The organism is Micromonospora sp. NPDC051227 (assembly GCF_044455385.1).
GTDB lineage: Bacteria > Actinomycetota > Actinomycetes > Mycobacteriales > Micromonosporaceae > Micromonospora.
Genome location: NZ_JBITET010000010.1, coordinates 178,987 through 202,691 on the forward strand (window position 1 = coordinate 178,987; position 23,705 = coordinate 202,691).

Annotated in this window: 23 protein-coding genes; 11 read left to right on the forward strand and 12 right to left on the reverse strand. The window is 70.3% G+C overall.

Annotated elements, in window-relative coordinates; translation table 11 throughout:
• Positions 1 to 82: 82 nt before the first annotated feature.
• The 4 genes from ACIA47_RS23760 to ACIA47_RS23775 all read right to left on the reverse strand — a co-directional run bounded on the left by ACIA47_RS23760 (position 83) and on the right by ACIA47_RS23775 (position 5,571).
• Complete coding sequence (locus tag ACIA47_RS23760) at positions 83 to 2,638, reverse strand: ABC transporter permease (RefSeq protein WP_396710751.1); 2,556 nt, start codon at positions 2,636 to 2,638, stop codon at positions 83 to 85.
• Positions 2,638 to 3,405 (reverse strand): ABC transporter ATP-binding protein, encoded by a 768-nt coding sequence (locus ACIA47_RS23765; protein ID WP_396710753.1) that lies wholly within the window; start codon positions 3,403 to 3,405, stop codon positions 2,638 to 2,640. Before ACIA47_RS23765 ends, ACIA47_RS23760 begins: the two co-directional genes overlap by 1 nt.
• Positions 3,406 to 3,760: 355 nt before the next feature.
• Positions 3,761 to 4,447: a response regulator transcription factor gene (locus ACIA47_RS23770; RefSeq protein WP_112680965.1), complete on the reverse strand. Its 687-nt coding sequence runs from the start codon at positions 4,445 to 4,447 to the stop codon at positions 3,761 to 3,763.
• Between the two features lie 209 nt (positions 4,448 to 4,656).
• Positions 4,657 to 5,571 carry a PD-(D/E)XK nuclease family protein gene (locus tag ACIA47_RS23775; RefSeq protein ID WP_112587336.1) on the reverse strand — a complete coding sequence of 305 codons (915 nt, stop codon included), beginning with the start codon at positions 5,569 to 5,571 and terminating at the stop codon, positions 4,657 to 4,659.
• Between the two features lie 140 nt (positions 5,572 to 5,711).
• Between ACIA47_RS23775 and ACIA47_RS23780 the strand changes: the two genes are divergently transcribed.
• From ACIA47_RS23780 to ACIA47_RS23790, 3 genes are read left to right on the forward strand one after another with little or no spacing between them, the layout of a single operon-like run.
• Positions 5,712 to 6,803: a site-2 protease family protein gene (locus ACIA47_RS23780; RefSeq protein WP_396710818.1), complete on the forward strand. Its 1,092-nt coding sequence runs from the start codon at positions 5,712 to 5,714 to the stop codon at positions 6,801 to 6,803.
• On the forward strand, positions 6,800 to 7,801 hold the full coding sequence (locus ACIA47_RS23785; protein ID WP_396710756.1) for a tRNA (adenine-N1)-methyltransferase: 1,002 nt from the start codon (positions 6,800 to 6,802) through the stop codon (positions 7,799 to 7,801). Before ACIA47_RS23780 ends, ACIA47_RS23785 begins: the two co-directional genes overlap by 4 nt.
• 46 nt (positions 7,802 to 7,847) lie before the next feature.
• The gene (locus tag ACIA47_RS23790) at positions 7,848 to 8,420 is read left to right on the forward strand and encodes a hypothetical protein (RefSeq protein ID WP_091408625.1); all 573 of its coding nucleotides are present in this window, start codon (positions 7,848 to 7,850) and stop codon (positions 8,418 to 8,420) included.
• 50 nt (positions 8,421 to 8,470) lie between these two features.
• On the opposite strand, the gene ACIA47_RS23795 is transcribed toward ACIA47_RS23790, so the two are convergent.
• The gene (locus tag ACIA47_RS23795; protein ID WP_203120223.1) at positions 8,471 to 8,764 is read right to left on the reverse strand and encodes a ferredoxin; all 294 of its coding nucleotides are present in this window, start codon (positions 8,762 to 8,764) and stop codon (positions 8,471 to 8,473) included.
• 178 nt (positions 8,765 to 8,942) lie between these two features.
• Between ACIA47_RS23795 and arc the strand changes: the two genes are divergently transcribed.
• Positions 8,943 to 10,727: a proteasome ATPase gene (gene arc / locus ACIA47_RS23800; RefSeq protein WP_030332887.1), complete on the forward strand. Its 1,785-nt coding sequence runs from the start codon at positions 8,943 to 8,945 to the stop codon at positions 10,725 to 10,727.
• Positions 10,728 to 10,791: 64 nt separating this feature from the next.
• Here the strand turns inward: arc and ACIA47_RS23805 are convergent, their stop codons facing one another.
• Positions 10,792 to 11,376 (reverse strand): GtrA family protein, encoded by a 585-nt coding sequence (locus ACIA47_RS23805; protein WP_396710759.1) that lies wholly within the window; start codon positions 11,374 to 11,376, stop codon positions 10,792 to 10,794.
• On the opposite strand from ACIA47_RS23805, the gene ACIA47_RS23810 reads away from it, so the two are divergent.
• The 7 genes from ACIA47_RS23810 to prcA all read left to right on the forward strand — a co-directional run bounded on the left by ACIA47_RS23810 (position 11,299) and on the right by prcA (position 18,338).
• Positions 11,299 to 12,924 (forward strand): DUF2142 domain-containing protein, encoded by a 1,626-nt coding sequence (locus tag ACIA47_RS23810; RefSeq protein ID WP_396710761.1) that lies wholly within the window; start codon positions 11,299 to 11,301, stop codon positions 12,922 to 12,924. The two genes, ACIA47_RS23805 and ACIA47_RS23810, sit on opposite strands and share 78 nt — an antisense overlap.
• 37 nt (positions 12,925 to 12,961) lie before the next feature.
• Complete coding sequence (dop, locus tag ACIA47_RS23815; protein WP_112726389.1) at positions 12,962 to 14,479, forward strand: depupylase/deamidase Dop; 1,518 nt, start codon at positions 12,962 to 12,964, stop codon at positions 14,477 to 14,479.
• Between the two features lie 169 nt (positions 14,480 to 14,648).
• Positions 14,649 to 15,806: an acyltransferase family protein gene (locus ACIA47_RS23820; RefSeq protein ID WP_396710820.1), complete on the forward strand. Its 1,158-nt coding sequence runs from the start codon at positions 14,649 to 14,651 to the stop codon at positions 15,804 to 15,806.
• Between the two features lie 108 nt (positions 15,807 to 15,914).
• Entirely contained in the window at positions 15,915 to 16,130 is a 216-nt protein-coding gene (locus ACIA47_RS23825; protein WP_030332902.1) for a ubiquitin-like protein Pup, read from the forward strand.
• Positions 16,131 to 16,391: 261 nt separating this feature from the next.
• Complete coding sequence (locus ACIA47_RS23830) at positions 16,392 to 16,682, forward strand: endonuclease VII domain-containing protein (RefSeq protein ID WP_396710822.1); 291 nt, start codon at positions 16,392 to 16,394, stop codon at positions 16,680 to 16,682.
• Positions 16,601 to 17,440: a proteasome subunit beta gene (prcB, locus tag ACIA47_RS23835; RefSeq protein ID WP_396710764.1), complete on the forward strand. Its 840-nt coding sequence runs from the start codon at positions 16,601 to 16,603 to the stop codon at positions 17,438 to 17,440. Before ACIA47_RS23830 ends, prcB begins: the two co-directional genes overlap by 82 nt.
• Positions 17,441 to 17,498: 58 nt before the next feature.
• Positions 17,499 to 18,338 carry a proteasome subunit alpha gene (prcA, locus tag ACIA47_RS23840; RefSeq protein WP_203120197.1) on the forward strand — a complete coding sequence of 280 codons (840 nt, stop codon included), beginning with the start codon at positions 17,499 to 17,501 and terminating at the stop codon, positions 18,336 to 18,338.
• 48 nt (positions 18,339 to 18,386) lie between these two features.
• On the opposite strand, the gene ACIA47_RS23845 is transcribed toward prcA, so the two are convergent.
• The 6 genes from ACIA47_RS23845 to rfbB are packed head-to-tail and all read right to left on the reverse strand — an operon-like array spanning position 18,387 to position 23,669.
• Positions 18,387 to 19,415, reverse strand: coding sequence for a glycosyltransferase family 2 protein (locus ACIA47_RS23845; RefSeq protein WP_203120188.1), 1,029 nt, complete (start codon positions 19,413 to 19,415; stop codon positions 18,387 to 18,389).
• A complete protein-coding gene (locus ACIA47_RS23850) occupies positions 19,412 to 20,725 on the reverse strand; it encodes a lipopolysaccharide biosynthesis protein (RefSeq protein ID WP_396710767.1) in 1,314 nt (437 codons plus the stop codon). The genes ACIA47_RS23845 and ACIA47_RS23850 overlap by 4 nt, the downstream gene beginning before the upstream one ends.
• Positions 20,722 to 21,423 (reverse strand): glycosyltransferase family 2 protein, encoded by a 702-nt coding sequence (locus tag ACIA47_RS23855; protein WP_112587315.1) that lies wholly within the window; start codon positions 21,421 to 21,423, stop codon positions 20,722 to 20,724. The genes ACIA47_RS23850 and ACIA47_RS23855 overlap by 4 nt, the downstream gene beginning before the upstream one ends.
• Complete coding sequence (locus tag ACIA47_RS23860; protein WP_112587313.1) at positions 21,416 to 21,787, reverse strand: DUF2304 domain-containing protein; 372 nt, start codon at positions 21,785 to 21,787, stop codon at positions 21,416 to 21,418. The genes ACIA47_RS23855 and ACIA47_RS23860 overlap by 8 nt, the downstream gene beginning before the upstream one ends.
• Positions 21,784 to 22,671, reverse strand: a complete 888-nt coding sequence (gene rfbD / locus ACIA47_RS23865) for a dTDP-4-dehydrorhamnose reductase (protein ID WP_203120186.1) — start codon at positions 22,669 to 22,671, stop codon at positions 21,784 to 21,786. The genes ACIA47_RS23860 and rfbD overlap by 4 nt, the downstream gene beginning before the upstream one ends.
• Positions 22,668 to 23,669: a dTDP-glucose 4,6-dehydratase gene (gene rfbB, locus ACIA47_RS23870; protein WP_396710769.1), complete on the reverse strand. Its 1,002-nt coding sequence runs from the start codon at positions 23,667 to 23,669 to the stop codon at positions 22,668 to 22,670. The genes rfbD and rfbB overlap by 4 nt, the downstream gene beginning before the upstream one ends.
• Positions 23,670 to 23,705 lie beyond the last annotated feature (36 nt).

The window sequence follows — 23,705 nt, forward strand, 5'->3', positions numbered from 1 at the left end:
GCGTACGTGTCGCCGAGGGGGAATGGAACAGGCCGAGGCCCCCGGTCGCGCGGATGGCGACCGGGGGCCTCGGCAGTGCCGATCAGTCGTGGGCGATGGCGCCCAGGACGTTGATCCGGGCCGCCCGGACGGCCGGGAGCACAGCGGCCACCACGCCGATGATGGCGGCGAGACCGAGGAAGACACCCATCTGCCCCCACGGCAGAATCAGGTCGGTGATGCCCTCGTCCTTGAGGGCCTCGACCACCGCGGCGCCGAGGCCGGTGCCCACCGCCACTCCGAGCAGCGCGCCGAACACCGAGATCACCACCGCCTCCACGGTGATCATGCCCATGGTCTGGGACCGGCGCAGGCCGATCGCCCGCAGCAGACCCAACTCGCGGGTCCGCTCCAGCACCGACAGGGCCAGGGTGTTGATGATGCCCAGCACGGCGATCACGATGGCCAACGCGAGCAGGATCTGGATCATCGTGAGCAGCCCGTCGAGCGAACTGGTCTGCTGCTTGATGAACGCGTCACGGTCGGCCACCGACACCTCGGGGCTGTCCGCGAGCAACGCCTCCACCTGCGGCTGAACGTCGGACACCCGGGTGCCCGGGTCCAGCTGGATGAAGCCCTGGATGGGCTGCGGGATGGCGAAGTCCTTCGCCGCGGTCACCGGCAGCGTCACCGGGTTGGTCAGCTGCGACGACTCGTAGATGCCGCTGATCGTGTAGGTGCGTGCCTCGCCCCGGGTCAGCTGCACGTTGACCGTGGAGCCCACCGACCAGCCACGGGATGTGGCCGTGTCCGAGCTGGCGAGCATCTGGGTCGGCCCGAGCCGGTCGATGTCACCGGCGGTGGGCTTCGCGCCGAAGATCTGCCGTAGCGAAGCGATGTCGCTGCTCGCCGCGACCCAGGTGCCCTCGCCGTCGATGCGCGCCATGTCGCCGTACTCGCCGTCGACCAACCGCACACCGGGCAGGGCCTTGGCCTGGTCCAGCACACCCGGGTCGAAGGTCGGCGGACGCGGGCCGCCCTGCTGGCCGGCGATCACCAGCTCGGCCTTGATGGTGTCCTTCGCGAGCGCGCTGATGCTGCCCTTGGCCGAGTCGAGGATGACCGTGACGCCGGTGACCAGCGCGATGCCGACCATCAGCGCGGCGGCCGTGATGGCCGTACGACGAGGGTTGCGCCCCGAGTTGAGCCGGCCCAGCTTGCCCGGCACCGACCAGGAGAAGATCGCCCCGAGCAGGCTCACCACCGGCCGGCTGATCAGCGGAGTCAGCAACGCCACCCCGATGAAGGCGAACAGCACCCCACCAAGGATGGTCGACAGCGTCTGACCACCGGCGTTGCCGCTGAGCCCGAGGAACAGCAGCACCGCGCCGATACCGGTGACCAGCGACCCGGCCACGGTGATCTTGGTCAACGGCCGGTCCGGGGTGGCCACGTCCTGCATGGCCGCGATCGGCGGGATCCGGGACGCCCGCAGCGCCGGCAGCAACGCCGCCACCACGGTGATCACCAGACCGACGGCGAACGAACCGATCACCGCCGCCGCCGGCACGCCGATGCCGGCCAGGGTGAGCCCGCCGGCGAGCTTGCCGAACAGGAACGCCAGCAGCGCGCCCACCCCGATACCGGCGGCGAGGCCGAGCACCGACGCGATCAACCCCACCGCGATGGCCTCCAGCACCACCGAACCGATGATCTGCCGGCCGCTGGCCCCGATGGCGCGCATCAGCGCCAACTCCCGGGTCCGCTGCGCCACGATGATCGAGAAGGTGTTGAGGATCAGGAAGGTGCCCACCAGCAGCGCCACCGCGGCGAAGCCGAGCAGGATCTTGTTGAAGAAGGACAGGCCCTCCTTCAGGCTGGCCGAGGCGTCCGCGGCCACCTGCTCGCCGGTCTTCACCTCGAAGTCCGCGCCCAGGGTGCGGGCCACGTCGTCGCGCAGCTTCTCGTCCGAGACCCCGTCGGCGGCCTGCACGGTGATGCTGCTGAACACGTCCGGCTCGCCCAGCATCAGCCGCTGCGCCACCGGCGTGGTGAAGAAGACCTCGTTGACCCCGCCGATCGAGTCCCGGTCACCGCTGTAACCGAAGACGCCGACCAGGGTGAAATCCCGCTTCTTCGACTCGAACGCGGTCAGCACGCCGACCTTCTGGCCGACCTGCACCTTCGCGGCCGTGGCCAACGCCTTGTTGATGACGATCTCGTCCTCGGCCTGCGGCGCGCGCCCCTCACGCAGCTGCAGCAGCTCGCTCTCGCCGGTCCAGTTCTCGCCCAACTGCGGAGGACCGAACGACGTGACGACCTTGCCGTTGCTGCCGATCACCCGGGCGCCGTCGGCGTTGACCACACCGGTCGCCGAGGCCGCCCCCGGCACCTGCTTCACCCGGTCCACCAGGGCGGCCGGCAGGGGGGCGACGGTCTGCTCGCCCTCCATCTCGTTGACCTGCACCTTCGGCTTCGCCGCGACGTTCACGTCGATCTCGGAAAAACCGTCGGCGAACACCGAGTCGAAGGAGCGACCCAGCGTGTCGGTGAGCACGAACGCGCCGGAGACGAACATCACCCCGAGCACCACCGCCAGGCCGGACAGGATCAGCCGGACCTTGCGGGCCAGCAGACTCTTCAGCGTCGCGCGGAACATCAGTTGCCCACCTCGGCCGGAGTGTCCAGCTTCTTCATGGTGTCCAGCACCGTCTCGGCGGTCGGCTCGATCAGCTCCGAGACGATCTCGCCGTCGGCGAGGAAGACCACCCGGTCGGCGTACGCGGCGGCCGTCGGGTCGTGAGTGACCATCACGATGGTCTGGCCGTGCTCCCGCACCGAGTCACGCAGGAAGTTGAGCACCTCCGCGCCGGAGCGCGAGTCCAGGTTGCCGGTCGGCTCGTCCGCGAAGATCACCTCGGGGCGGGAGACCAGCGCCCGGGCACACGCCACCCGCTGCTGCTGCCCACCGGAGAGCTGCGCCGGCCGGTGGTCCAGCCGGTCCTTCAGACCCACCGTCTCGATCACCGTGTCGTACCAGGCCGGGTCCGGCTTGCGCCCGGCGATCGACAGCGGCAGCAGGATGTTCTCCTTGGCCGTCAGCGTCGGCAGCAGGTTGAACTGCTGGAAGATGAAGCCCACCTTGTCGCGGCGCAGCTTCGTCAGCCCCGCGTCGCCCAGCCCCGTGACCGTCGTCTCACCGATCGACACCGTCCCCCGGGTCACCGAGTCCAGGCCGGCCAGGCAGTGCATCAGCGTCGACTTACCGGAACCCGACGGGCCCATGATCGCGGTGAAGCGGCCACGTTCGAACTCCGCGCTGACCCCCCGCAGCGCGACGACCTGAGCCTCGCCGCTGCCGTACACCTTCCACACGTCGTTGGCCCGGGCCGCGGCCTGCGCCTGCTGGCCTACCGTCGCGGTCACGTCATCTACCTCTTCCGTCTGTCCGAAAATGCACGCCGCCCCCCGATGGTCCGGCGCGACTGTTCAATCATCGGTGCTGGGTACGCCCGTCCCGTCCGACCCTGGGGGGACCCGGCGCGGATTTCCCGCTGCGGGTGCACCCCCATGTCGGATCAGGGTTGCCCCTGAGTCGACGGCCGGTCGACCGTTTTTCCCCTCGGTGGCGGGCGGCCGCACCGACACTTGCACCTGACGCCACAGGAGGGTCAACCGAACCAGGCCATCTCCGGTCACGGTAGGTGACGACGGCAACGGCAGCCGTCCCCCCACGGAGGGATCTTCGAGTACGCCGGGTGAGGTACCCGGGCCGGTCCGGCTACGCCCGGGGGCGGACCAGACCCGACTCGTACGCCAGCACCACCGCCTGCACCCGGTCGCGCAGCCGTAGCTTGGTCAGCACATGCCCGACGTGCGTCTTGATGGTGGTTTCGCTCACCGACAGGACCGTCGCGATCTCGGCGTTGGACAGCCCCCGGGCGACCTGCACGAGCACCTCGCGCTCCCGGTCGGTGAGCGCGTCGAGCGCCGCCGACGGCGTCGCCGCCGGGTCGGGCAGCAGTTCGGCGAAGCGGTCCAGCAGTCGCCGCAGGATCCGAGGTGTGACCACCGCGTCCCCGCCGGCGACCGTGCGGATCGCCGCGATCAGATCCTCGGCCGGCACGTCCTTGGCCAGGAACCCGCTGGCACCGGCCCGCAACGCGCCCACCACGTACTCGTCCAGGTCGAAGGTGGTGAGCACCAGCACCCGCACCGGCAGCCGGGCGTCGACGATGGCCCGGGTCGCCGCCACCCCGTCCATCCGGGGCATCCGGATGTCCATCAGGACGACGTCGGGCAGCAGCCGGCGGGACAACTCCACCGCCTCCACGCCGTCACCGGCCTCCGCCACCACGTCCAGGTCGCTCTCGGCGCCGAGCACCATCCGGAACCCGGTCCGCAGCAGCGGCTGGTCGTCGGCGAGCAGGATCCGTACCGGCCGCGCCGAGGGCGCCTGATCGCTCATGTCGTCTCCCGTCCCGCCGACGTCCTGGCGCGCACCGGTCATCCTCGCGTACCCGAGCCGGTGCGTCGCGGATCACCGTAGAGGCCGGCCGGTCGCCCTGTCCCGACCGCGACGGCACCGCTGCGGTCGGGTTTCCGGCGTCGGCCCGCGGCAGGCGATCCCGGCGGGCCCGAATCGCCCGCCGGGCGGACGCGTCGGTCAGGAGGCCGTCACTCGTCGGCGCCCGGCGCCACCGGAGTGGACCGGGAGTCGCGCAGCGGGTCGGCGCTCGCCGCGGCGACCGGGAACGGCGGCGGGGTGCCGCCGAAGCTGGGACAGAGTGCCTGGTGGCTGCACCAGTCGCAGAGCCGGCTCGGCCGGGGCCGGAAATCCTGTCGGGCGGTGGCCTGCTCGATCGCCCGCCACAGCGCCACCACGGTGCGCTCGAAGCGGACCAGCTCGTCGGCATCGGGGGTGTAATCCAACACCTCGGCGTCGCGCAGGTAGAGCAGCCGCAGCACCCGGGGCACCACCCCCCGGGTGCGCCACAGCACCAGGGCGTAGAACTTCAGCTGAAACAGCGCCCGCGCCTCGAACGCCTCCCGCGGAGCGCCGCCGGTCTTGTAGTCGACCACCCGCAGCGCGCCGTCCGGAGCGACGTCGAGCCGGTCGAGATAGCCCCGGATCAGCAGCTCCTCGTCGACGACCGCGGAGATCAGGCTCTCGCGTTCGGCCGGCTCCAGCCGGGTCGGATCCTCCACCGCGAAGTAACCCTGCAACAGCCCGGCGGCGGAGCGGAGGAACTCCACCGGGCCGGCGGGCTCCGCGCCGTCGAAGATCCCGGCCAGCTCCGGCTGCTCGGTGACCAGCCGGTCCCACTGGGGGGCCACCAGGTCGCCGGCCGCCTCCGGCGTGCGGCCGGTGGCCGGCAGGTCGAACAGGCGCTCCAGCACCGCGTGCACCAACGTGCCCCGGGCCTGCTCGATGGTGGTGCGCTCGGGCAGCCGGTCGATGCTGCGGAACCGGTAGAGCAGCGGGCAGGTCTTGAAATCCGCCGCCCGCGACGGGGACAGCGAGGCCCGCACCGTTGGCGGCGTCTGCGCCGCGGGGGAGGGCTGGGAGGTGGTGACCGATTCCGCCGTCATGTCGGCAAAGGTTAGGGCACCGGTGTGACACCGACCGCCGCCCGCCCCACACAACGACGGTCCGTAGCATCGTGGCGATGGAGCAGACAACCAGGCCGCCGCGCCGACCGGACCGACGTCTCGGCCTGACCGTCGGCAAGGTGTTCGGGGTGCCGCTTTACCTCAACGGCTCCATGGTCCTGCTCGCGGTGCTCATCGCGGTGCTGTACGGCGAGTTCGCCCGCCGACAACTGGACCTGCCGCAGCTCAGCGGCTACCTGATCGGCTTCGGGTTCGTCGTGTCGCTGCTCGGCTCGGTGCTGCTGCACGAGCTGGGCCACGCCCTCACCGCCCGGCGGTACGGCATCGGTGTGCGTGGGATCACCCTGGAGCTGCTCGGCGGTTACACCGAGATGGACCGGGACGCCCCGTCGCCCCGCGTCGACCTGCTGGTCTCGCTGGCCGGCCCGGCGGTCTCCGCGGTGCTCGGCGTCCTGGCGGTCGCCGCCACGCTCGCCCTGCCCGAGGGGACCGTGGCGCACCAGCTCGCCTTCCAGCTCGCGGTCAGCAACGTCATCGTGGCGCTGTTCAACAGCCTGCCCGGGCTGCCGCTCGACGGCGGCCGGGCGCTGCGCGCCGCCGTGTGGGGGCTGACCCGCGACCGGCACCTCGGGACCGAGGTCGCCGGGTGGGCCGGCCGGGTCGTCGCCGTCGGCACCGCGGCCCTGGTCCTGCTGCTCACCGTCGAGCGGCGGCTGGCGCCGCTGGCGCTGCCGCTGATGCTGCTGGTCGCCGTCACCCTCTGGCGTGGCGCCGGGCAGTCGATCCGGGCCGCCCGGGTCAGCCGCCGGTTCCCGCTGATCGACCTCGCCCGGCTGGCCCGTCCGGTCTGGCCGGCGGTCACCGGCACGCCGCTGGCCGAGGCTCAGCGTCGACGCGCCGAGAGCGGGCAGCCCGACGCCGCGCTGCTGGTCACCGACTCCAACGGTCGACCGGTGGCGCTTGTCGACCCGGCCGCCGCCGACGCGGTGCCGGTCGAGCGCCGACCGTGGCTGTCGGTCGACGCCGTCGCCCGGTCGCTGGGCACCCTCCCCACGTTGTCGGTCGGGTGGGACGGCGAGCGGGTGATGGAGGCCGTACAGACCCACCCGGGCGCACAGTACGTGGTGACGTCAGGCGAAGATGTCGTCGGCATTCTGCACATCGCGGACCTGGCACAGCTCCTCGAACCCAACCGGAAGATGACACCGTGACCGCAACTCCCTCCACCGTCGCCGCCGACCCCGCCGACCCGGCGCTGACACCCGTGCACCGCGGGCCGTTCCGGCCCGGCGACCGGGTCCAGCTGACCGACCCCAAGGGGCGGATGCACACAGTGACGCTGGAGCCCGGCAAGGAGTTCCACACCCACCGTGGCATCCTGGCCCACGACGCGCTGATCGGGCTCCCCGACGGCAGCGTGGTGACCACCTCCGGTGGGGGCACCGCCTTCCTGGCCCTGCGGCCGCTGCTGTCGGACTACGTGCTGTCCATGCCGCGCGGCGCCCAGGTGATCTACCCCAAGGACTCGGCGCAGATCGTGGCGATGGGCGACATCTTCCCCGGCGCGAAGGTCCTCGAGGCCGGCGCCGGCTCCGGCGCGCTGAGCTGCTCCCTGCTGCGTGCCGTCGGCACGGAGGGCGAGCTGCACTCCTTCGAGCTGCGCGACGACTTCGCCCAGATCGCCAAGCGCAACGTCGAGGCGTTCTTCAACGGGCCGCACCCCTCGTGGAACCTGCACGTCGGTGACGTCGCGCAGTGCCGGGAGACCGGCTTCGACCGGATCATCCTGGACATGTTGACCCCCTGGGAGACCCTCGACATGGTCGAGCGGGCGCTGGTGCCCGGTGGGGTGTTCATCGGCTACGTCGCCACCACACCGCAGCTCTCCGAGCTGGTGGAGGCGCTGCGCGAGCGCGGCGGCTGGACCGAGCCACGGGCCTGGGAGTCCCTGGTGCGCGACTGGCACGCCGAGGGCCTCGCTGTCCGTCCGGACCACCGGATGATCGCGCACACCGCCTTCCTGGTGTCCGCGCGCAAGCTGGCCCCGGGGGTCACCGCGCCGCCGCGCCGGCGCAAGCCCAGCAAGGGCACCGAGGCGTACGCGCAACGCCGCCAGGACCTGCGCGAGGCGGAGGCGGCCCGACAGGCCGCGGCCGCGCAGGCCGCGGCCGCGCAACCCAACGGTGCGGGGGAGATGGACAGGCCGTGACCATCGAGCTGGGTGTCGGCAGCGCCGAGCAGGGGGAGACGCTGGCATGAGCCGACCGGGCTACGGCGGTGGAGACCTCCCCGCGGTCTTTCCCGACTGGTCGCCCTACCAGGACCTGGAGTCGGCGGCGCGGGCCTACCTGCGCGACCCGGACGTCGCCCTGGAGGCGCTCGGCGGCGTGCTGCGCGGCGCGTCGGTGCTCGGCTTCACCCTGGAACGCTTCGTCAACGAGGTCAACGGGGTGTGGCAGGAGGTTGTGGTCTGCGACGGCAGCCGGCTCATTCTCTGGCACGGCGAGGACGTACCGCCGGAGGAGGGTCCGCCGGGCTCGATGACCTCGTCGCTGCGGGTGGTGCCGGTCTCCACCGTCACCGAGGTGGGCTGCCGGCGGCGGCTCAACCGTGCCGAGAGCGGCGAGATCCGGGTCGACAGCATCGACGTCTACCTGCTGCTCACCTCGTTGGACGAGGCGCCGCCGAGCGAGGAGATGGCCGGCACACCCCGGCACGACGCGTTGCGCTTCGGCAAGACCCTCGACGACGGCGGGGCCGGGCAGATCGCCCGGTTGGAGGAGTTCGCGCGGCTGGTCGCCTCGGTGGTCGGCCGTCCGATGCTCTGAGGCGTACCCCGTTCTGGACCCGACCGGGCCTTCGCCGCCCGGCCGGTGGGTCAGTCCTGCTCGGCGTCCGGGCCGGCGACCTCGACGCCGTCGCCGCGCACCACGTGGATGCAGTCGCCCGGGCACTCCTTCGCGGAGTCGATCACCTCGAGTCGCAGGTGCGCGGGGACGTCAACCCGGCTGCCCGGTGCCATCCGCAGCTCACCGTCGACGCCCTTGACGTAGGCCAGACCGTCGATGTCGAACTCGAACACCTCCGGCGCGTACTGCACGCAGAGCCCGTCGCCCGTGCAGAGGTCCTGGTCGACCCAGACCTGCAATTCGTCGGTCGCGACCTCGGCCACCTGTGCACCCCCCATGTTCTCCCGTGCCACGCTCCGACGGTACCCGAACGCCGGTAACGGCCCGTCAGGCCACCCTTGGCGATCAAGGTTCGGTGACGAGGGTGTTGCGTGGGACCGAATCGGCCTCATAGCGGCTAGTGTTAGGGCAGAACGTTCAAGCCCCCCGGGGAGGTGGGACGTGGCAGCACGTAGCGACGACGCGGACTCGCGCGCCGCACGGTGGGAGAAGGAAGCCCACGATCTCTCCACGCAGGTCGCGTTCCTGCAAGAGGAACTCGCCCTGGTGCGGCGCAAGTTGACCGAAAGCCCCCGACACGTCCGGCAGCTCGAAGAGCGGCTGGCGGCCACCCAGGCACAGTTGGCGCGGCTGACAGAGAACAACGACCGGCTGGTGAGCACCCTCAAGGAAGCTCGCACGCAGATCGTGACGCTCAAGGAGGAGATCGACCGGCTCGCGCAACCGCCGAGCGGTTACGGCGTCTTCCTGGCCAAGCACGAGGACGGCACGGTGGACGTCTTCACCGGTGGCCGCAAACTGCGGGTCGCGGTCTCGCCCTCGCTCGACGTGGGTGACCTGCGGCGCGGCCAGGAGGTCCTGCTCAACGACGCGCTCAACATCGTCGACGCGTTCGGTTACGAGCGGGTTGGCGAAGTGGTGATGCTCAAGGAGATCCTGGAGGGGCCGAACGGCGGGCCGGGCGACCGGGCGCTGGTGGTCTCCCACTCCGACGAGGAGCGCATCGTGCACCTCGCCGAGACGCTCATCGGCTCGGCGATCCGGGCCGGCGACTCGCTCATGATCGAGCCCCGCTCGGCCTACGCGTACGAGCGGATCCCGAAGAGCGAGGTCGAGGAGCTGGTCCTGGAGGAGGTGCCCGACGTCGACTACGGCGACATCGGTGGCCTCCAGTCGCAGATCGAGCAGATCCGCGACGCGGTGGAGTTGCCGTTCCTGCACGCGGACCTGTTCCGTGAGCACCAGCTCCGCCCGCCCAAGGGCATCCTGCTCTACGGCCCACCCGGCTGTGGCAAGACGCTCATCGCCAAGGCGGTGGCCAACTCGCTGGCCAAGAAGATCGCCGAGCGGCAGGGCAAGGAGAAGCACACCAGCTTCTTCCTCAACATCAAGGGCCCGGAGCTGCTCAACAAGTACGTCGGTGAGACCGAGCGGCACATCCGGCTGATCTTCCAGCGCGCCCGGGAGAAGGCCGGCGAGGGCACGCCGGTGATCGTGTTCTTCGACGAGATGGACTCGATCTTCCGGACCCGCGGCTCCGGTGTCTCCTCCGACGTGGAGAACACCATCGTCCCGCAGCTGCTCAGCGAGATCGACGGCGTTGAGGGGCTGGAGAACGTCATCGTCATCGGCGCCTCCAACCGGGAAGACATGATCGACCCGGCGATCCTGCGCCCCGGTCGCCTCGACGTGAAGATCAAGATCGAGCGACCGGACGCCGAGGCGGCCAAGGACATCTTCTCCAAGTACATCCTCTCCGGGCTGCCCCTGCACCCGGACGACCTGGCCGAACACGGCACCGACCCCCAGGCCACCGTCGCGGCGATGATCGACGCCGTGGTGCTGCGGATGTACTCGGAAACCGAGGAGAACCGATTCCTCGAGGTCACCTACGCCAACGGTGACAAGGAAGTCCTCTACTTCAAGGACTTCAACTCCGGCGCGATGATCCAGAACATCGTCGACCGGAGCAAGAAGATGGCCATCAAGGAGTTCCTCACCTCGGGTCGCAAGGGACTGCGCCTACAGCACCTGCTCGACGCCTGCGTCGACGAGTTCCGCGAGAACGAAGATCTCCCCAACACCACCAACCCCGACGACTGGGCGCGCATCTCCGGCAAGAAGGGTGAGCGGATCGTCTACATCCGCACACTCGTCTCCGGCGGCAAGGGCGCCGAGGCCGGCCGGTCCATCGAGACCGCCAGCAACACCGGCCAGTACCTCTGACCCCAACAGCGAGGGTGCCCACCGGACGGTGGGCACCCTCGCTGCGGGTATGCCAGTGCGTCGGTCAGGCCGCGAAGATCCACCGCTTCGACACCACGTAGTTCGCCGCCGAGAGCGATGCCGTCACCAGCAGCTTCGCCAGCAGGTACGGCATGCCCGCCCAGGTCAACGCGGACACCAGCACCACGTTGGCGGTCAGGTTGGCGAGGACCAGCGCGAAGTAGCGCCCCACCTGCGGCACCATCTGGGCGGACGAGCCGAACGACCACGCCCGGTTCAGCCCGAAGTTGACCCAGAACGAGGTCAGGAACGACATGGCGGCCGCAACGGGCAGGACAATCCGGAGAACTCCGTGGTACACGAAGAGTGATCCCGTGTCCACGGCAACGCTCAGACCACCGACAACCAGGAACCGCACAGCACTGTGTCGGGACAGGTGGCGGACGGAATCGGCAACAGGTGACAGCAAAGAGTTCTCCAAGGGGGGACCCGGAGCGGTGAGGACGACGAGGGAGTCTATCGTCTGTCCATCCACCCAGCGGGGCCTGCCCGCGCGAGCCGCGAGGTTGACGTGCCTGATCCCGGAAGAGTGACGCCGCCGGCCGCCGGCGCAAGCCCGGCAACCACGACGAGCACCGCCCGACGACACTGGGCCCTCGCCTTCGCCGCGTTCTTCCTGATCATCTTCGCCTGGTCGATGGCCGCCCCCTACGACGGCACCCCGGACGAGCGCGAGCACATCGTCCGGGCGGCCGGCGTCGCCGCCGGGCAGATCGCACCCCCGCCGGCCGCCGCGAAGAAGGGCACCGGCGCCTTCCAGACCGTCCCCGGTGGTCTCGTCCGCGAACAGTGCTGGCAGTTCAAGAAGGAAATCTCTGCGGCCTGCGCCCAGCCACCCGGCAGCGACGACACGCCAACCCGGGCCGGCACCGGGGCCGGCCGTTACTTCCCCGCCTACTACGCCCTCGTCGGCGCGCCGACGGTGCTCTGGCCCGGCTGGTCCGGCGTCCTGCTCGCCCGCATGATCAGCGCCCTGTGTTGCGCCGCGCTGCTCGCCTGCGCGTACGTCGTGATCCGCAACCGCTCCCGCCGCGGCCTCATGATGGGTGCCCTGGTCGTCGTCACCACCCCGATGGCCGTGCACATGGCCAGCGCGGTCAACCCGAACGGCCTGGAGATCGCCGCCGGCATTGCCTTCTTCAGCGCGGTCATCCCCCTGCTACTCGGCCCACCCGGCCCACGGCGCGGCCTCATCGTCCTCGTCGGGATCAGCGCGCTGCTCCTGGCGGTGCTGCGCCAGACCGGCCCGCTCTGGCTGGCGACCGCCTTCATCGCGTTCGCCTTCCCACTGCGCCGCAGCAACCTCCTCGGCCTGCTACGGGACCGGGCCGCGCAACTCTGGGCGGGCGGCATCGTCCTGGCCACCCTCGTCGTGCTCGCCTGGTCCGTCCGCCAACAGACCTCCGACCTCGGCAACTACTCCGCCGACCGGCTCACCTACGGGCAGGCGGCGCTGCGCGAGGCCGACCGGTGGCGGGGATACCTCGACCAGATCGTCGGGGTCACCTCCTGGCTGGACACCCGGATGCCCGCCCCGCCGTATGTGATCTGGCAGCTCGTCGCCGGCGCGCTGCTGCTCATCGGTGTCGTCTGGGGCAGCACACTCGACCGGTGGCGGCTGCTCGTGCTGCTCGGCGGCGGCGTGGCCGTCCCCTCCCTCATGCAGATCGCCCTGGTCAACGAGAGCGGCTTCGTCACCCAGGGCCGCTACATGCTGCCCATGCTGGTCGGCGTCCTGCTCTACGCCGCGTGGATCGCCGAACAACGCGGCTTCGAGATCGCCCGGGCCCGCTCGTTCACCCGACTCGCCGTGCTGCTCCTCCTGCCGATCCAGCTCTTCTGCCTGGCGTACACGATGGTTCGCTGGCAGAACGGCCTGCCCGCGAACATCGGGTTGAGCAGTCTCAACCCCCTCGCCGGCGACTGGCACCCGGTGGTCGGCTCGGTGATCCCGCTGCTGAGCGCCAGCCTCGGCCTGGTGCTGTTCGGGTGGCTCGTCTGGACCACGCGCTCCACCGCGAGCGACGACCCGACGCCGACCATTGAGCGTTCCGACACCGAATCCACCGAACTGTTCCGCCCCGCCGGCACTCACCTGCAGAGTGCAGGTGCTCAGGGCGGACTACGCTCGACCTGACGGGGGACCGGGTCGGGCGAGCGAAGCGGGTAGGTCGATGAGCGTAAGACGGATCATGGGCACCGAGGTCGAATACGGCATCTCCGTGCCCGGGCAGGCCGGAGCCAACCCGATGGTCACCTCATCGCAGGTGGTCAACGCCTACGGGGCACGCCCAGAACTCAACCGGGGCGGCCGGGCCCGGTGGGACTACGAGGAGGAGTCGCCGCTGCGCGACGCCCGCGGCTTCACCTACTCCGGCGCCGCGTACGACCCCGCTGAGGCCCTCGCGGACGAAGACCTCGGCCTGGCCAACGTGATACTCACCAACGGCGCACGGCTCTACGTGGATCATGCCCACCCCGAATACTCCACCCCCGAGGTCACCACCCCCAGGGACATCGTGCGCTGGGACAAGGCCGGCGAGCGGGTGATGGCCGAGGCGTCCCGCCGGGCCGCCACCATCCCGGGCACCCAGCCGATCCACCTCTACAAGAACAACACCGACAACAAGGGCGCCAGCTACGGCGCCCACGAGAACTACCTGATGCGCCGGCAGACGCCGTTCGCCGACATCGTGGCGTACCTGACGCCGTTCTTCGTCACCCGACAGATCGTCTGCGGTGCCGGCCGGGTCGGCATCGGCCAGGACGGCGGCCAGAGCGGCTTCCAGATCTCCCAGCGCGCCGACTTCTTCGAGGTCGAGGTGGGCCTGGAGACCACCCTCAAGCGGCCGATCATCAACACCCGCGACGAGCCGCACGCCGACGCCGACAAGTACCGCCGGCTGCACGTCATCATCGGCGACGCCAACCTCTCCGAGATCTCCACCTACCTCAAGGTCGGCACCACCGCGCTGATCCTCACCATGATCGAGGAGAAGGCCCTCGGCGCCGACCTCGGCATCGCCGACCCGGTCAGCGAGCTGCGCGCCGTCAGCCACGACCCCGCTCTGACGCACCGCATGCGACTGCGCGACGGCCGTCGGCTCACCGCCCTCGACCTGCAGTGGGCGTACCTGGAGCGGGTCCGGTCCTTTGTCGACGACCGGTACGGCACCGACGCCGACGAGCAGACCATCGACGTGCTCGACCGCTGGGAGAGCGTCCTGGACCGGCTGGGCCGGGATCCGATGCTCTGCGCCGACGAGTTGGACTGGGTGGCCAAGCTGCGGCTGCTGGAGGGCTACCGGGAACGGGAGAAGCTCGGCTGGGGCTCGCACAAGCTCCAGCTCGTCGACCTTCAATATTCCGACGTCCGGCCGGAGAAGGGCCTCTACCACCGCCTGGTCAGCCGGGGGGCGATGAAGACGCTGCTCACCGACGACGAGACGCGCAGCGCGATGACCGAGCCGCCGGAGGACACCCGGGCCTACTTCCGCGGTCGCTGCCTCGCCCAGTACGCCTCCGAGGTCGTCGCCGCGAGCTGGGACTCGGTGATCTTCGACGTGGGCCGGGAGTCGTTGGTCCGGGTCCCGATGATGGAGCCGGAGCGGGGCACCCGTGCGCACGTCGGGGCGTTGTTCGACCGCTGTGCCAGCGCCAAGGACCTGTTGGAGACGTTGACCGGGGGCTGAGATCCGGTGCCTCCACCGGCGATCACTCTGTGGCATGCTAGGCCGTCCCCCGATCCGTCGACCCACACGGTGATGCGATGCTCCCCTCTGCCCGGCAGGTTGGCCTGCGTGCGATGACCGCTGTACCGCTGTCGAACGCGTACGCCGGGCGTGCCAACAGTTCGGCTTCCTGCGGCTCTGCTTTGCCGTAGCGGTCGTCCTGGCGCACACCGCGGTGATCGGGTACGCCCGACCGTTGACCGAGGTTGTCGACGTGGCCGGTCTCGGGTTGGCTGGCTTCTTCGGCATCTCCGGCTTCCTCATCACCCGCAGCGCCCGGCGGGCCAGCCTGCCCCGCTACCTGTGGCACCGCGCCCTGCGGATCTGGCCGGGCCTCTGGGTGTGTCTGCTGTTCATCGGCTTCGTGGTGGCCCCGATCGTCTGGTACGCCGATCGCGGCAATCTGGACGGCCTGTGGCGGCACCCGGCCGGCGTGGTCAACTTCCTGCAGGCGAACTGGTGGGGTGGCTACCGCCAGCAGGGGATCGTCGACGTCTTCCGGCACACGCCGTACGGCGACCTGGTGCGTAAGAGCGTCCTCGACGGCTCACTCTGGACGCTCAGTTACGAGATCTTCTGCTACCTGATCGTGGCTTCGCTGGCCGTGGTGGCGGTGCTGCGCCGTGCCCGCTGGCTGGTGCTCGCGGCAGCCGTACTCGTCTTCGGTCTGCTGCTCTGGAACCAGTACGAGGCGCTGCGCTTCGGCGGATCGACGTACTTCACCAGCGGCAGCATCGGTCCGCTGCCGCTGCTCGGCGCGCTCAGCAAGATCTGGTTCCTGCGGTTCGGCTTCATGTTCCTGGTGGGCGCCGTGGCGGACCTCTACAGCGACAAGCTGCCCATCAGCGACGTCCTCGGCGTGCTCGCCATCGTCGTGACCGGCTGGCAGACCCTGGAGGGCCACCTGTTCGGCCCGGCGTTGCTCGCCTACGAGTACGCCATCCTCTACCTCGCGGTCCGGTTGCCACGGCTGCTGCACCGCGTGGGCCAGAAGAACGACTACTCGTACGGCATCTACATCTACTCCTTCGTCGTGCAGCAGATGCTGGCCTGGCTGGGGGCGGCGGCCTGGGGCTTTGTCGGCTACTTCGCGGTGGTCATGGTCTGCACCGTCGTGCTGGCGTTCCTGTCCTGGCATCTGGTGGAGAAGCAGGCGCTGCGGTTCAAGGACTGGACGCCCCGCCTGCGGCGCGGGGCGGCACCGGCAGAGGCCTCGGCGGAGCGGCAGCCCGAGCCGGAGCGGGTGCCGGTGCCAGCCACGGCCGACGCGTCGGCTCCTCGGGGCTGACAGCTTCGGCGCAATCGAACGCCCCCGACCCGAACACGGCGGACGTGAGGGCTTTCTGTCGTCTGCGCGGGGTAGATTTCATCCCAGACGATCGTGGAGGAGACAGCCATGGCCACTCATGACAGCGGCGGTCAGTCGCAGTCCGGCAAGTCCCGTCAGGGCGAGGAAATCGAGGACGTCACCACCGAGGCCAACCCCGAGGTGGCCGAGCGGCACGCCGAGATCACCGAGGACGTCGACGACCTCCTCGACGAGATCGACTCCGTCCTCGAAGAGAACGCAGAGGAATTTGTGAGGGGTTACGTCCAGAAAGGGGGTCAATAGAGGCATATGTCCGATTCGCCGGCGAGCCGGCGTAAGCGCGGCATCGCCCCACAGCGAAAGTCGCCCACGCCCGTCGGTGAAGGTCTCAAGTGGTGTCCAGACCGCGAGCAGATCAAGTCTCTGGACGACTTTCCCACCACCACTACCAAGGCCAGTGGCCGGCACAGCTACTGCAAACCCTGCCATAATGCCCGCGGCAAGGAGTCAGCGCAGCGACTCTACGGCGGAACTCGCGAGTACCACCTGCGGCGCCGATACGGCATGGGTGAGAAAGAGTTTCAGGAGTTCCTGGCCGAGCAGGGCGGGGTCTGCGCCATCTGTGGCGGTGCCGACCCTCAACATCTGGACCACGATCATCGCACCGGATGGGTGCGCGGGATACTCTGCTTCAACTGCAACGGTGGTCTTGGCCAGTTCCGTGACAGTCCCATGAGGCTGGCCAGGGCGATCACGTACCTGAGAGGAACCACGTGGCAGCGGGCTTTGATCCATCCGGGCGTCTTCCAGATGTGTTCACCAACGCGGGGACGTCCTCCTTCACGACGTTTCTGAGTCGGGTGGCCCCCGAGATGTTGCCCGGTCGGCGACCGCTGCCGCCGGGCATGGCCGCCGACCTGGCGCCGCACGCGACCACCATCGTGGCCATCGCGGCCGCCGAGGGTGTGGTGATGGCGGGCGACCGACGGGCCACCATGGGCAACCTGATCGCTCAGCGCGACATCGAGAAGGTGCACCCCGCCGACGCGCACTCGCTGGTCGGCATCGCGGGCACCGCCGGTATCGGCATCGAGCTGATGCGACTGTTCCAGGTGGAGCTGGAGCACTACGAGAAAATCGAGGGCGCGATGCTCTCGTTGGACGGTAAGGCCAACCGGTTGGCCTCGATGATCCGGGGCAATCTGGGGGCGGCCATGCAGGGGTTGGCCGTGGTGCCGCTCTTCGCCGGGTTCGACCTGGCCGCCGCCGACGCGGCGCGCGCCGGTCGGATCTTCAGCTTCGACGTGACCGGTGGCCCGTACGAGGAGACCGGCTACGACGCGATCGGGTCCGGGTCGCTGTTCGCGAAGTCCGCGTTGAAGAAGCGGTTCCGGGCCGGGTTGTCCGTCGAGGACGCGACGCGGCTGGCGGTCGAGGCGCTCTACGACGCCGCCGACGACGACACCGCGACCGGTGGGCCGGATCTGACCCGCCGGATCTACCCCGTGGTGATGACCGCGACCGCCGAGGGCACCCGCCGGTTGACCGACACCGAGACGGCGGCGATCGCCGAGGGTGTGGTCGCCGGCCGGATGGAGAACCCGGGCGGTTGAGACCCGCACCTCACCAGTCAGCAGTCGTCAGCACAGCGCCGTAAGGAGAACCGCCGACGTGGCCATGCAGTTCTACGCCTCCCCCGAACAGATCATGCGCGACCGCTCCGAGTTGGCCCGCAAGGGCATCGCTCGGGGTCGCAGCGCGGTGGTCCTCAGCTACGCCGGCGGGGTCCTCTTCGTCGCGGAGAACCTCTCCAGCGCCCTGCACAAGGTCAGCGAGATCTACGACCGGATCGGGTTCGCCGCGGTCGGCCGGTACAACGAGTTCGAGAACCTGCGCCGCGCCGGTGTCCGGATGGCCGACCTGAACGGGCTCAGCTACGACCGGCGTGACGTCACTGGTCGGGCCCTGGCCAACGCGTTCGCCCAGACCCTGGGTGCGATCTTCACCGAGCAGTCGAAGCCGTTCGAGGTGGAGATCTGCGTGGCGGAGGTCGGTGCCACCCCGGAGGCGGACGAGCTGTACCGGCTGACCTATGACGGTTCGGTCAACGACGAGCCGGGGCGGATGGCCATGGGTGGTCAGGCCGAAGCGATCACCGGCGTGTTGAAGTCGCAGCATCGGGCGGACATGTCCCTGGCCGAGGCTGTCAGGGTGGCGGTGCAGGCGTTGAGCTCCGTCGGTGGTGAGGGCGGTGCCGCCCGCACGATCGCCGCGAACCAGCTCGAGGTGGCGGTCCTGGACCGTCAGCGGATCGGACGGACGTTCCGGCGGATCACCGGTGCCGCGCTGACGGCTCTGTTGGACGGGGACGCGGCGGCCGAGGGGCAGGCGGCGGATGCGGCGGGAGGCCCCGCCGAGCCGGTCGTGCCGACCACGGAGGGGCACAAGCCGACGAGTTCGGCCGGTTCCGCGGACCTGGAGGACCGGCCCGCGGAGGGCGGCGAGCGCTAAGGTTTCGCCCGCTGGTGCCGGGCCCGTGTCCGGGGCCGGCACCAGCGGTCATCCTCGGCGCAACAGAGGCCGGGCCAGGGCCCAGTAACCGCCGGCGACGGCGTTGAACGCTCCCAGGCCGGGCGTGGTGGGCACACCGGACGGGGTGACCCGACCGGTCATCAGCTCCGCGATGACCCCGTCCGGCACCCGGCGTTCGGCCTGCAGCTGCCGTCGACGGCCGCGAACCCAGTCGCGGTTGCGCCACAACCAGCCCCAACCCCGCAGCTTCTGGCGGGACCAGCCGCCGACGACCGCGGCGGTGAGCATGGCGGCCTCGGTGAGTAGCAGTGCCGGGGCGAGCACCACGAGTGTCCGCGCCTCGTAGGCGGTGAGCAGGGTGACCAGTCGGTTTCGCTCGACCAGGTAAAGCTTCAGGGCGTTGCGGGAGAACTCGTAGTGGTGACGCACGACGGCGTCCGGCACGTACTCCAGTCGTAGTCCGCGCTGCCACAGTCGCAGGCTGAGTTCGGTGTCCTCGTGGTACGCGAAGTATTCGGCGGCGAAGCCGTCGAGCTCGCGCCAGAGTCGCCGGCTGATCACGAAGCAGCAGCCGCTGAGGGAGGGCACGGCCCGCCGCTCGGCGTGGTTGCTGGCCGGTTCGCCGTTGCCGCCGGCCCAGGAGAGGCCGGTGAAGTGCAGCGGGTTACCGCTTGTGTTGATCAGCTCGGGAGTGTCGGCCAACCGGATGGACGCCATGGCCGCGCCGACGCCCGCTTCGGCGGCTACGGCGGTGGTCTTGGCCAGGGCGTCGGGTGCGACGACGGCATCGGAGTTGACGAACGCGAGCCAGTCACCGGTGGCCTCGGCCGCGCCGACCCGGCAGCCGCCGGAGTAGCCGGTGTTCTCCTCCGGTCGGATCACCCGCACCCCGGGGAGGCCCTTGACGATGTCGATGCCGTCCCCGGTGCAGCCGTTGTCGACGACGATGAGATCGATCTCGACGTCGGTGCTGGCCAGCACCGCCTGGGCGGCGTCGACGAGGTACGGCTCCGGGCCGTAGGCGAGCATGACGGCGCTCACCCGGGGTCGGGTCATCGGATGCCTCCGGATGCGGCAGGGGCGACGGCCTCGGCGAGCGGCCGGGTGGGGGTGGTGGCTCGACGGACGCCGCCGCGCAGCAGCAGCATCGCCATGGTGGCCGCCACGATGACTGAGCCGATGGTGTACGCCAGTTCGACTCGGAGGGTGACCGGAGCCGGGATCAGCGTCACGGCGATCAGGGCGGCGACGCCGGCGGTCCAGGCGAGGGCCTGGGCGCGGTGCCGGTCGAGGGCGAGTAGGGCCTGACCGAGCACCATCGCCCACAGGTAGGCGAGCGTGGCGGCCGCCAACCAGGCAAAGTCGCCGTGGCCGAGAACGCCGGGTGCGTCGAAGAGAGTGCCGACCAACCATGGGCCGAGCAGCACGGCGCCGAGGGCGCCGGTGAGGCCGAGTGCGGTGACGATGCCGAGCGCCCGGCGCAGCAGGCTGTGGAAGCCGGCCTGGTCGCCGGTGGTGGCGGTGGTGGCCAGGCCGGGCAGCAGTGACGCCTGGAGGGAGCCGAAGACGAACAGGGGGATGCGGACCAGCACGAGGGCGGAGAGTAGTGCGCCGGCGGCTGCCGCGTCGGAGGGGGCGAGTAGCTGCACGTTGATCACGCCGATGTTCACCACGACCTGGGAGAGCAGGCTGGAGGCGGTGAGCAGGCCGAGGCCGCGTAGCAGGGTGGCCCAGGCCACCGGCGGGCCTCCGCCGATGGCGCCCAGCACCGGCGGCAGGGTGAGCAGGACGCTGACCAGTGGGGCGGCGACGAGCACGAGCCCGTACCAGACGGGTGACGTCACTCCGGCCAGCCCGAGCAGGGCGACCATGATGATCCGCAGGCCGCCGTCGATCCCGAGTTGAGCGCCGTACCAGGGGAACAGTTGCAGGCCGGAGAGGACGCCTCGGGTGGCGTAGGCGACGGCCATCGCGGCGAGCGCGCCGATCAGCACGGTGACCAGGTTGCCGTCACCGGCGAAGAGCTTGTCGGCGAGCGGCTGACGGCCGATGGTGACGGCCAACACCAGCACCGCGAGCATCACGGCGGCGACGGTGACGCCGCGGGCCAGTACCGGCCCGGGGGGCAGGCCCTGGCTGTGTCGGGCGGCGACGACCCGGGCGACCTCTTGCTCGATCGGCATGAACACGCCGATGCCGAGGGTGAACACGATCGACCAGAGCACCGACAGGGACGAGTAGTCGGCCTGGCTGAGGCTGTGGCCGGCGACTGCGAGGTGAACGTAGGAGGCGAGCCCGAGAAGGGCCAGCCCGGCACCGACAGCGACGGTGCCGGGCGGGACCAGGCTCAGTAGCCGTCGGATCACCGGCGGATGAGCGCCAGCGTGAGAACGGCGAACGCGCGGCCGAGGTAGACCATCGCCTTGGCGGGGGAGTGGCTGGGTGTGCCAGCCATCCGCTTGCGCATGGCGACCGGCACCTGGCGGATGCGGTAGCCGCGGCGGGCGGTGTGCACCAGGGTCTCCACCGTGTCGCCGAGGTACTCGGCCGGGTACCAGCCGGCGAACATCTCGATGACCCGCCGGTTGGCGGCCCGGAAGCCGGAGGTGGTGTCGGTGAGCTTGGTGCGGGCGACGCGGGACAGCACGGCGGAGAGCATCACCATCGCCCAGCGGCGGGGGCCGCGGACGTTGTAGTCGCCCTCACCGGCGAAGCGGGCGCCGATGACGAGGTCGTTGTCGTCGAGCAGGTCGACGAGCTTCGGCACGTACCGGGGGTCGTGCTGGCCGTCGGCGTCGATCTGGATGGCGACGTCGTAGTCGTGGTCCCGGGCGTAGCGGTAGCCGAGGCGCATGGCCCCACCGACGCCGAGGTTGTACGGCAGTTTGGCGACCAAGGCTCCGGCGGCGGCGGCGACGGCGGCGGTGCGATCGGTGGAGCCGTCGTCGACGACGAGCACGTCGACGCCGGGCAGTTCGCCACGGACCTCGCCGACGACGTCAGCGATCGAGCCCGACTCGTTGAGAGCCGGGATGATGATCAGTGTGCGCTTGCCGTTAACCATCGGTCGACACCAGTTCGTCTCGGGCTGCCCGGTCCGCGTCGATTTCAGCGCGGAGCAGGGCGAAGTCTTCGGCCAGGGTGCGGGTCTCTTCTTCCAGGGCGCTGACCTCCCAGCTGAGGTGTACGCACACCAGCAGCAGGAAGACGATGCCGAGGAAGAGCACCAGGCTGACACCGGAGGCGACGCCGAGGAGTTCGGCGACGTTGTCGAGCAGCCGGGGGAAGAGGGACAGCGGAATCACGATGATCAGTACGGCGAGCCAGAGCATGCCGTACTTCTCGCGCAGCTGACGGCGGCGCAACAGCTCGACGATGGTGCCGAGGAGCAGCAGGCCGGTCAGGCCGGTGACGAGGGTGAGCTTCATGCGACCTTCCACGGGGCGGGTGGAGCGGGGGAGTGGAACGCGTCAACCAGGGCGCTGTGCCAGTCTGGAAGCGGGGGCAGACCCACGGCTGCCCAGCGGCTGTGCCCTAGCACACTGTACGCAGGCCGGGGGGCGGGACGCGGATACCGGTCGCTGGTGGTGGGTCGGATCCGGTCCGGGTCCAGTCCGGCCAGCGTGAACGCGGCGCGGGCCAGCCCGTACCAGGTCGTCTGCCCGGCGCAGGTGCTGTGGTAGACGCCGGGCGTCGCGTGACCGGCCAGCGCGGCGTCGGCGAGCGCGACGAGCCGCTCGGCGAGCGCGTACGACCAGGTGGGTTGGCCGTGTTGGTCGTCGACCACGTCGAGGTGTTCGCGCTGGGTGGCAAGTCGGAGCATGGTGGCCACGAAGTTCGGGCCGTGCGCGCCGTAGAGCCAGGCGGTGCGCACGACGTACCCGGTGTCGGGCAGCAGCCGCGCGACGGCCTGTTCGCCGACCAGCTTGCCGCGGCCGTAAGCGTTGACCGGCGCGGTGGGCGCGTCCTCCGGGTACGGGGTGTCCGCGTTGCCGGCGAGGACGTAGTCGGTGGAGACCTGGATCAGCCGGGTTCCGTCGGTGGCGCACGCCGCGGCCAGGTTGGCCACGGCGTGGCCGTTGACGGCGGTCGCCGCGGCCTCGTCGGCCTCGGCGGCGTCGACGTTGGTCCACGCGGCCGCGTTGATCACCAGGTCGTGCCCGGCGACGGCGGCGTGGACCGCCGCGCGGTCGGTGACGTCCAGGTCGGCGCGGGTGGCGGCGGTCACCTTGAGGTCGGGCCGTGTACCCAGCACGGTGACCAGGTCCCGGCCGAGCATCCCGCCCGCGCCGGTGACGAGGATTCGGGTCATGCCGTCGGCGCGGACTTGAGGGGTTCCCACCAGCTGCGGTTGTCCCGGTACCAGCGGACGGTGTCGGCGAGGCCCTGGTCCAGGGTGATGCTGGGGTGGTAGCCGAGCTCTTCGCTGATCTTGGTGATGTCGAGGGAGTACCGGCGGTCGTGGCCCTTGCGGTCGGTGACCGGGACGACCCGGTCCCACCCGGCGCCGCAGGCGTCCAGGAGCAGGCCGGTGAGTTCCTTGTTGGTCAGCTCGGTGCCGCCGCCGATGTTGTAGACCTCACCGGCGCGGCCCTTCTGCTGGACGAGGGCGATGCCCCGGCAGTGGTCGTGCACGTGCAGCCAGTCACGGATGTTGCCGCCGTCGCCGTAGAGGGGAACGGTGCCACCGTCGAGCAGGTTGCTGACGAACAGCGGGATGACCTTCTCGGGGAACTGGTACGGGCCGTAGTTGTTGGAGCAGCGGGTGACGACCACGTCCATGCCGTGGGTGCGGTGGTAGGACAGCGCGAGCAGGTCGGAGCCGGCCTTGGATGCCGAGTACGGCGAGTTGGGGGCGAGGGGCCAGCTCTCGGTCCAGGAGCCCTCGTCGATCGAGCCGTAGACCTCGTCGGTGGAAACGTGCACGAATCGGCCGGTGCCGTGGCGCAGCGCCGCGTCGAGCAGCGTCTGGGTGCCCAGCACGTTGGTGGTGACGAACGGCGCGGCGCCCGCGATCGAGCGGTCGACGTGTGACTCGGCGGCGAAGTGCACGATCACGTCGTGCTCGGCCACCACCTCGTCGACCACGACCGGGTCGCAGATGTCGCCCTGCACGAACCGCAGTCGCGGGTCGTCGCGGACGGGCTCGAGGTTGGCCAGGTTGCCCGAGTAGGTCAGCTTGTCCAGCACGGTCACGACGGCCGGCTCGAGTGGCGGCACGCCGTCCGCACTGCCGAGGGGCTTGCCCAGCAGCAGACGAACGTACTCCGACCCGATGAATCCGGCTCCGCCGGTGACGAGGATCCTCACGGGTCCGGAAGTATACGCGACGGGCGGCGCGGCTCC

Coding starts and splice junctions, on each gene's coding strand:
- ACIA47_RS23855 (WP_112587315.1), bottom strand. CDS start 21,423: ATGGTTAACGGCAAGCGCACACTGATCATCATCCCGGCTCTCAACGAG.
- rfbD (WP_203120186.1), bottom strand. CDS start 22,671: ATGACCCGAATCCTCGTCACCGGCGCGGGCGGGATGCTCGGCCGGGAC.
- ACIA47_RS23775 (WP_112587336.1), bottom strand. CDS start 5,571: ATGACGGCGGAATCGGTCACCACCTCCCAGCCCTCCCCCGCGGCGCAG.
- ACIA47_RS23860 (WP_112587313.1), bottom strand. CDS start 21,787: ATGAAGCTCACCCTCGTCACCGGCCTGACCGGCCTGCTGCTCCTCGGC.
- ACIA47_RS23770 (WP_112680965.1), bottom strand. CDS start 4,447: ATGAGCGATCAGGCGCCCTCGGCGCGGCCGGTACGGATCCTGCTCGCC.
- ACIA47_RS23790 (WP_091408625.1), top strand. CDS start 7,848: ATGAGCCGACCGGGCTACGGCGGTGGAGACCTCCCCGCGGTCTTTCCC.
- ACIA47_RS23760 (WP_396710751.1), bottom strand. CDS start 2,638: ATGTTCCGCGCGACGCTGAAGAGTCTGCTGGCCCGCAAGGTCCGGCTG.
- dop (WP_112726389.1), top strand. CDS start 12,962: ATGAGCGTAAGACGGATCATGGGCACCGAGGTCGAATACGGCATCTCC.
- ACIA47_RS23845 (WP_203120188.1), bottom strand. CDS start 19,415: ATGACCCGACCCCGGGTGAGCGCCGTCATGCTCGCCTACGGCCCGGAG.
- ACIA47_RS23825 (WP_030332902.1), top strand. CDS start 15,915: ATGGCCACTCATGACAGCGGCGGTCAGTCGCAGTCCGGCAAGTCCCGT.
- ACIA47_RS23830 (WP_396710822.1), top strand. CDS start 16,392: ATGGGTGAGAAAGAGTTTCAGGAGTTCCTGGCCGAGCAGGGCGGGGTC.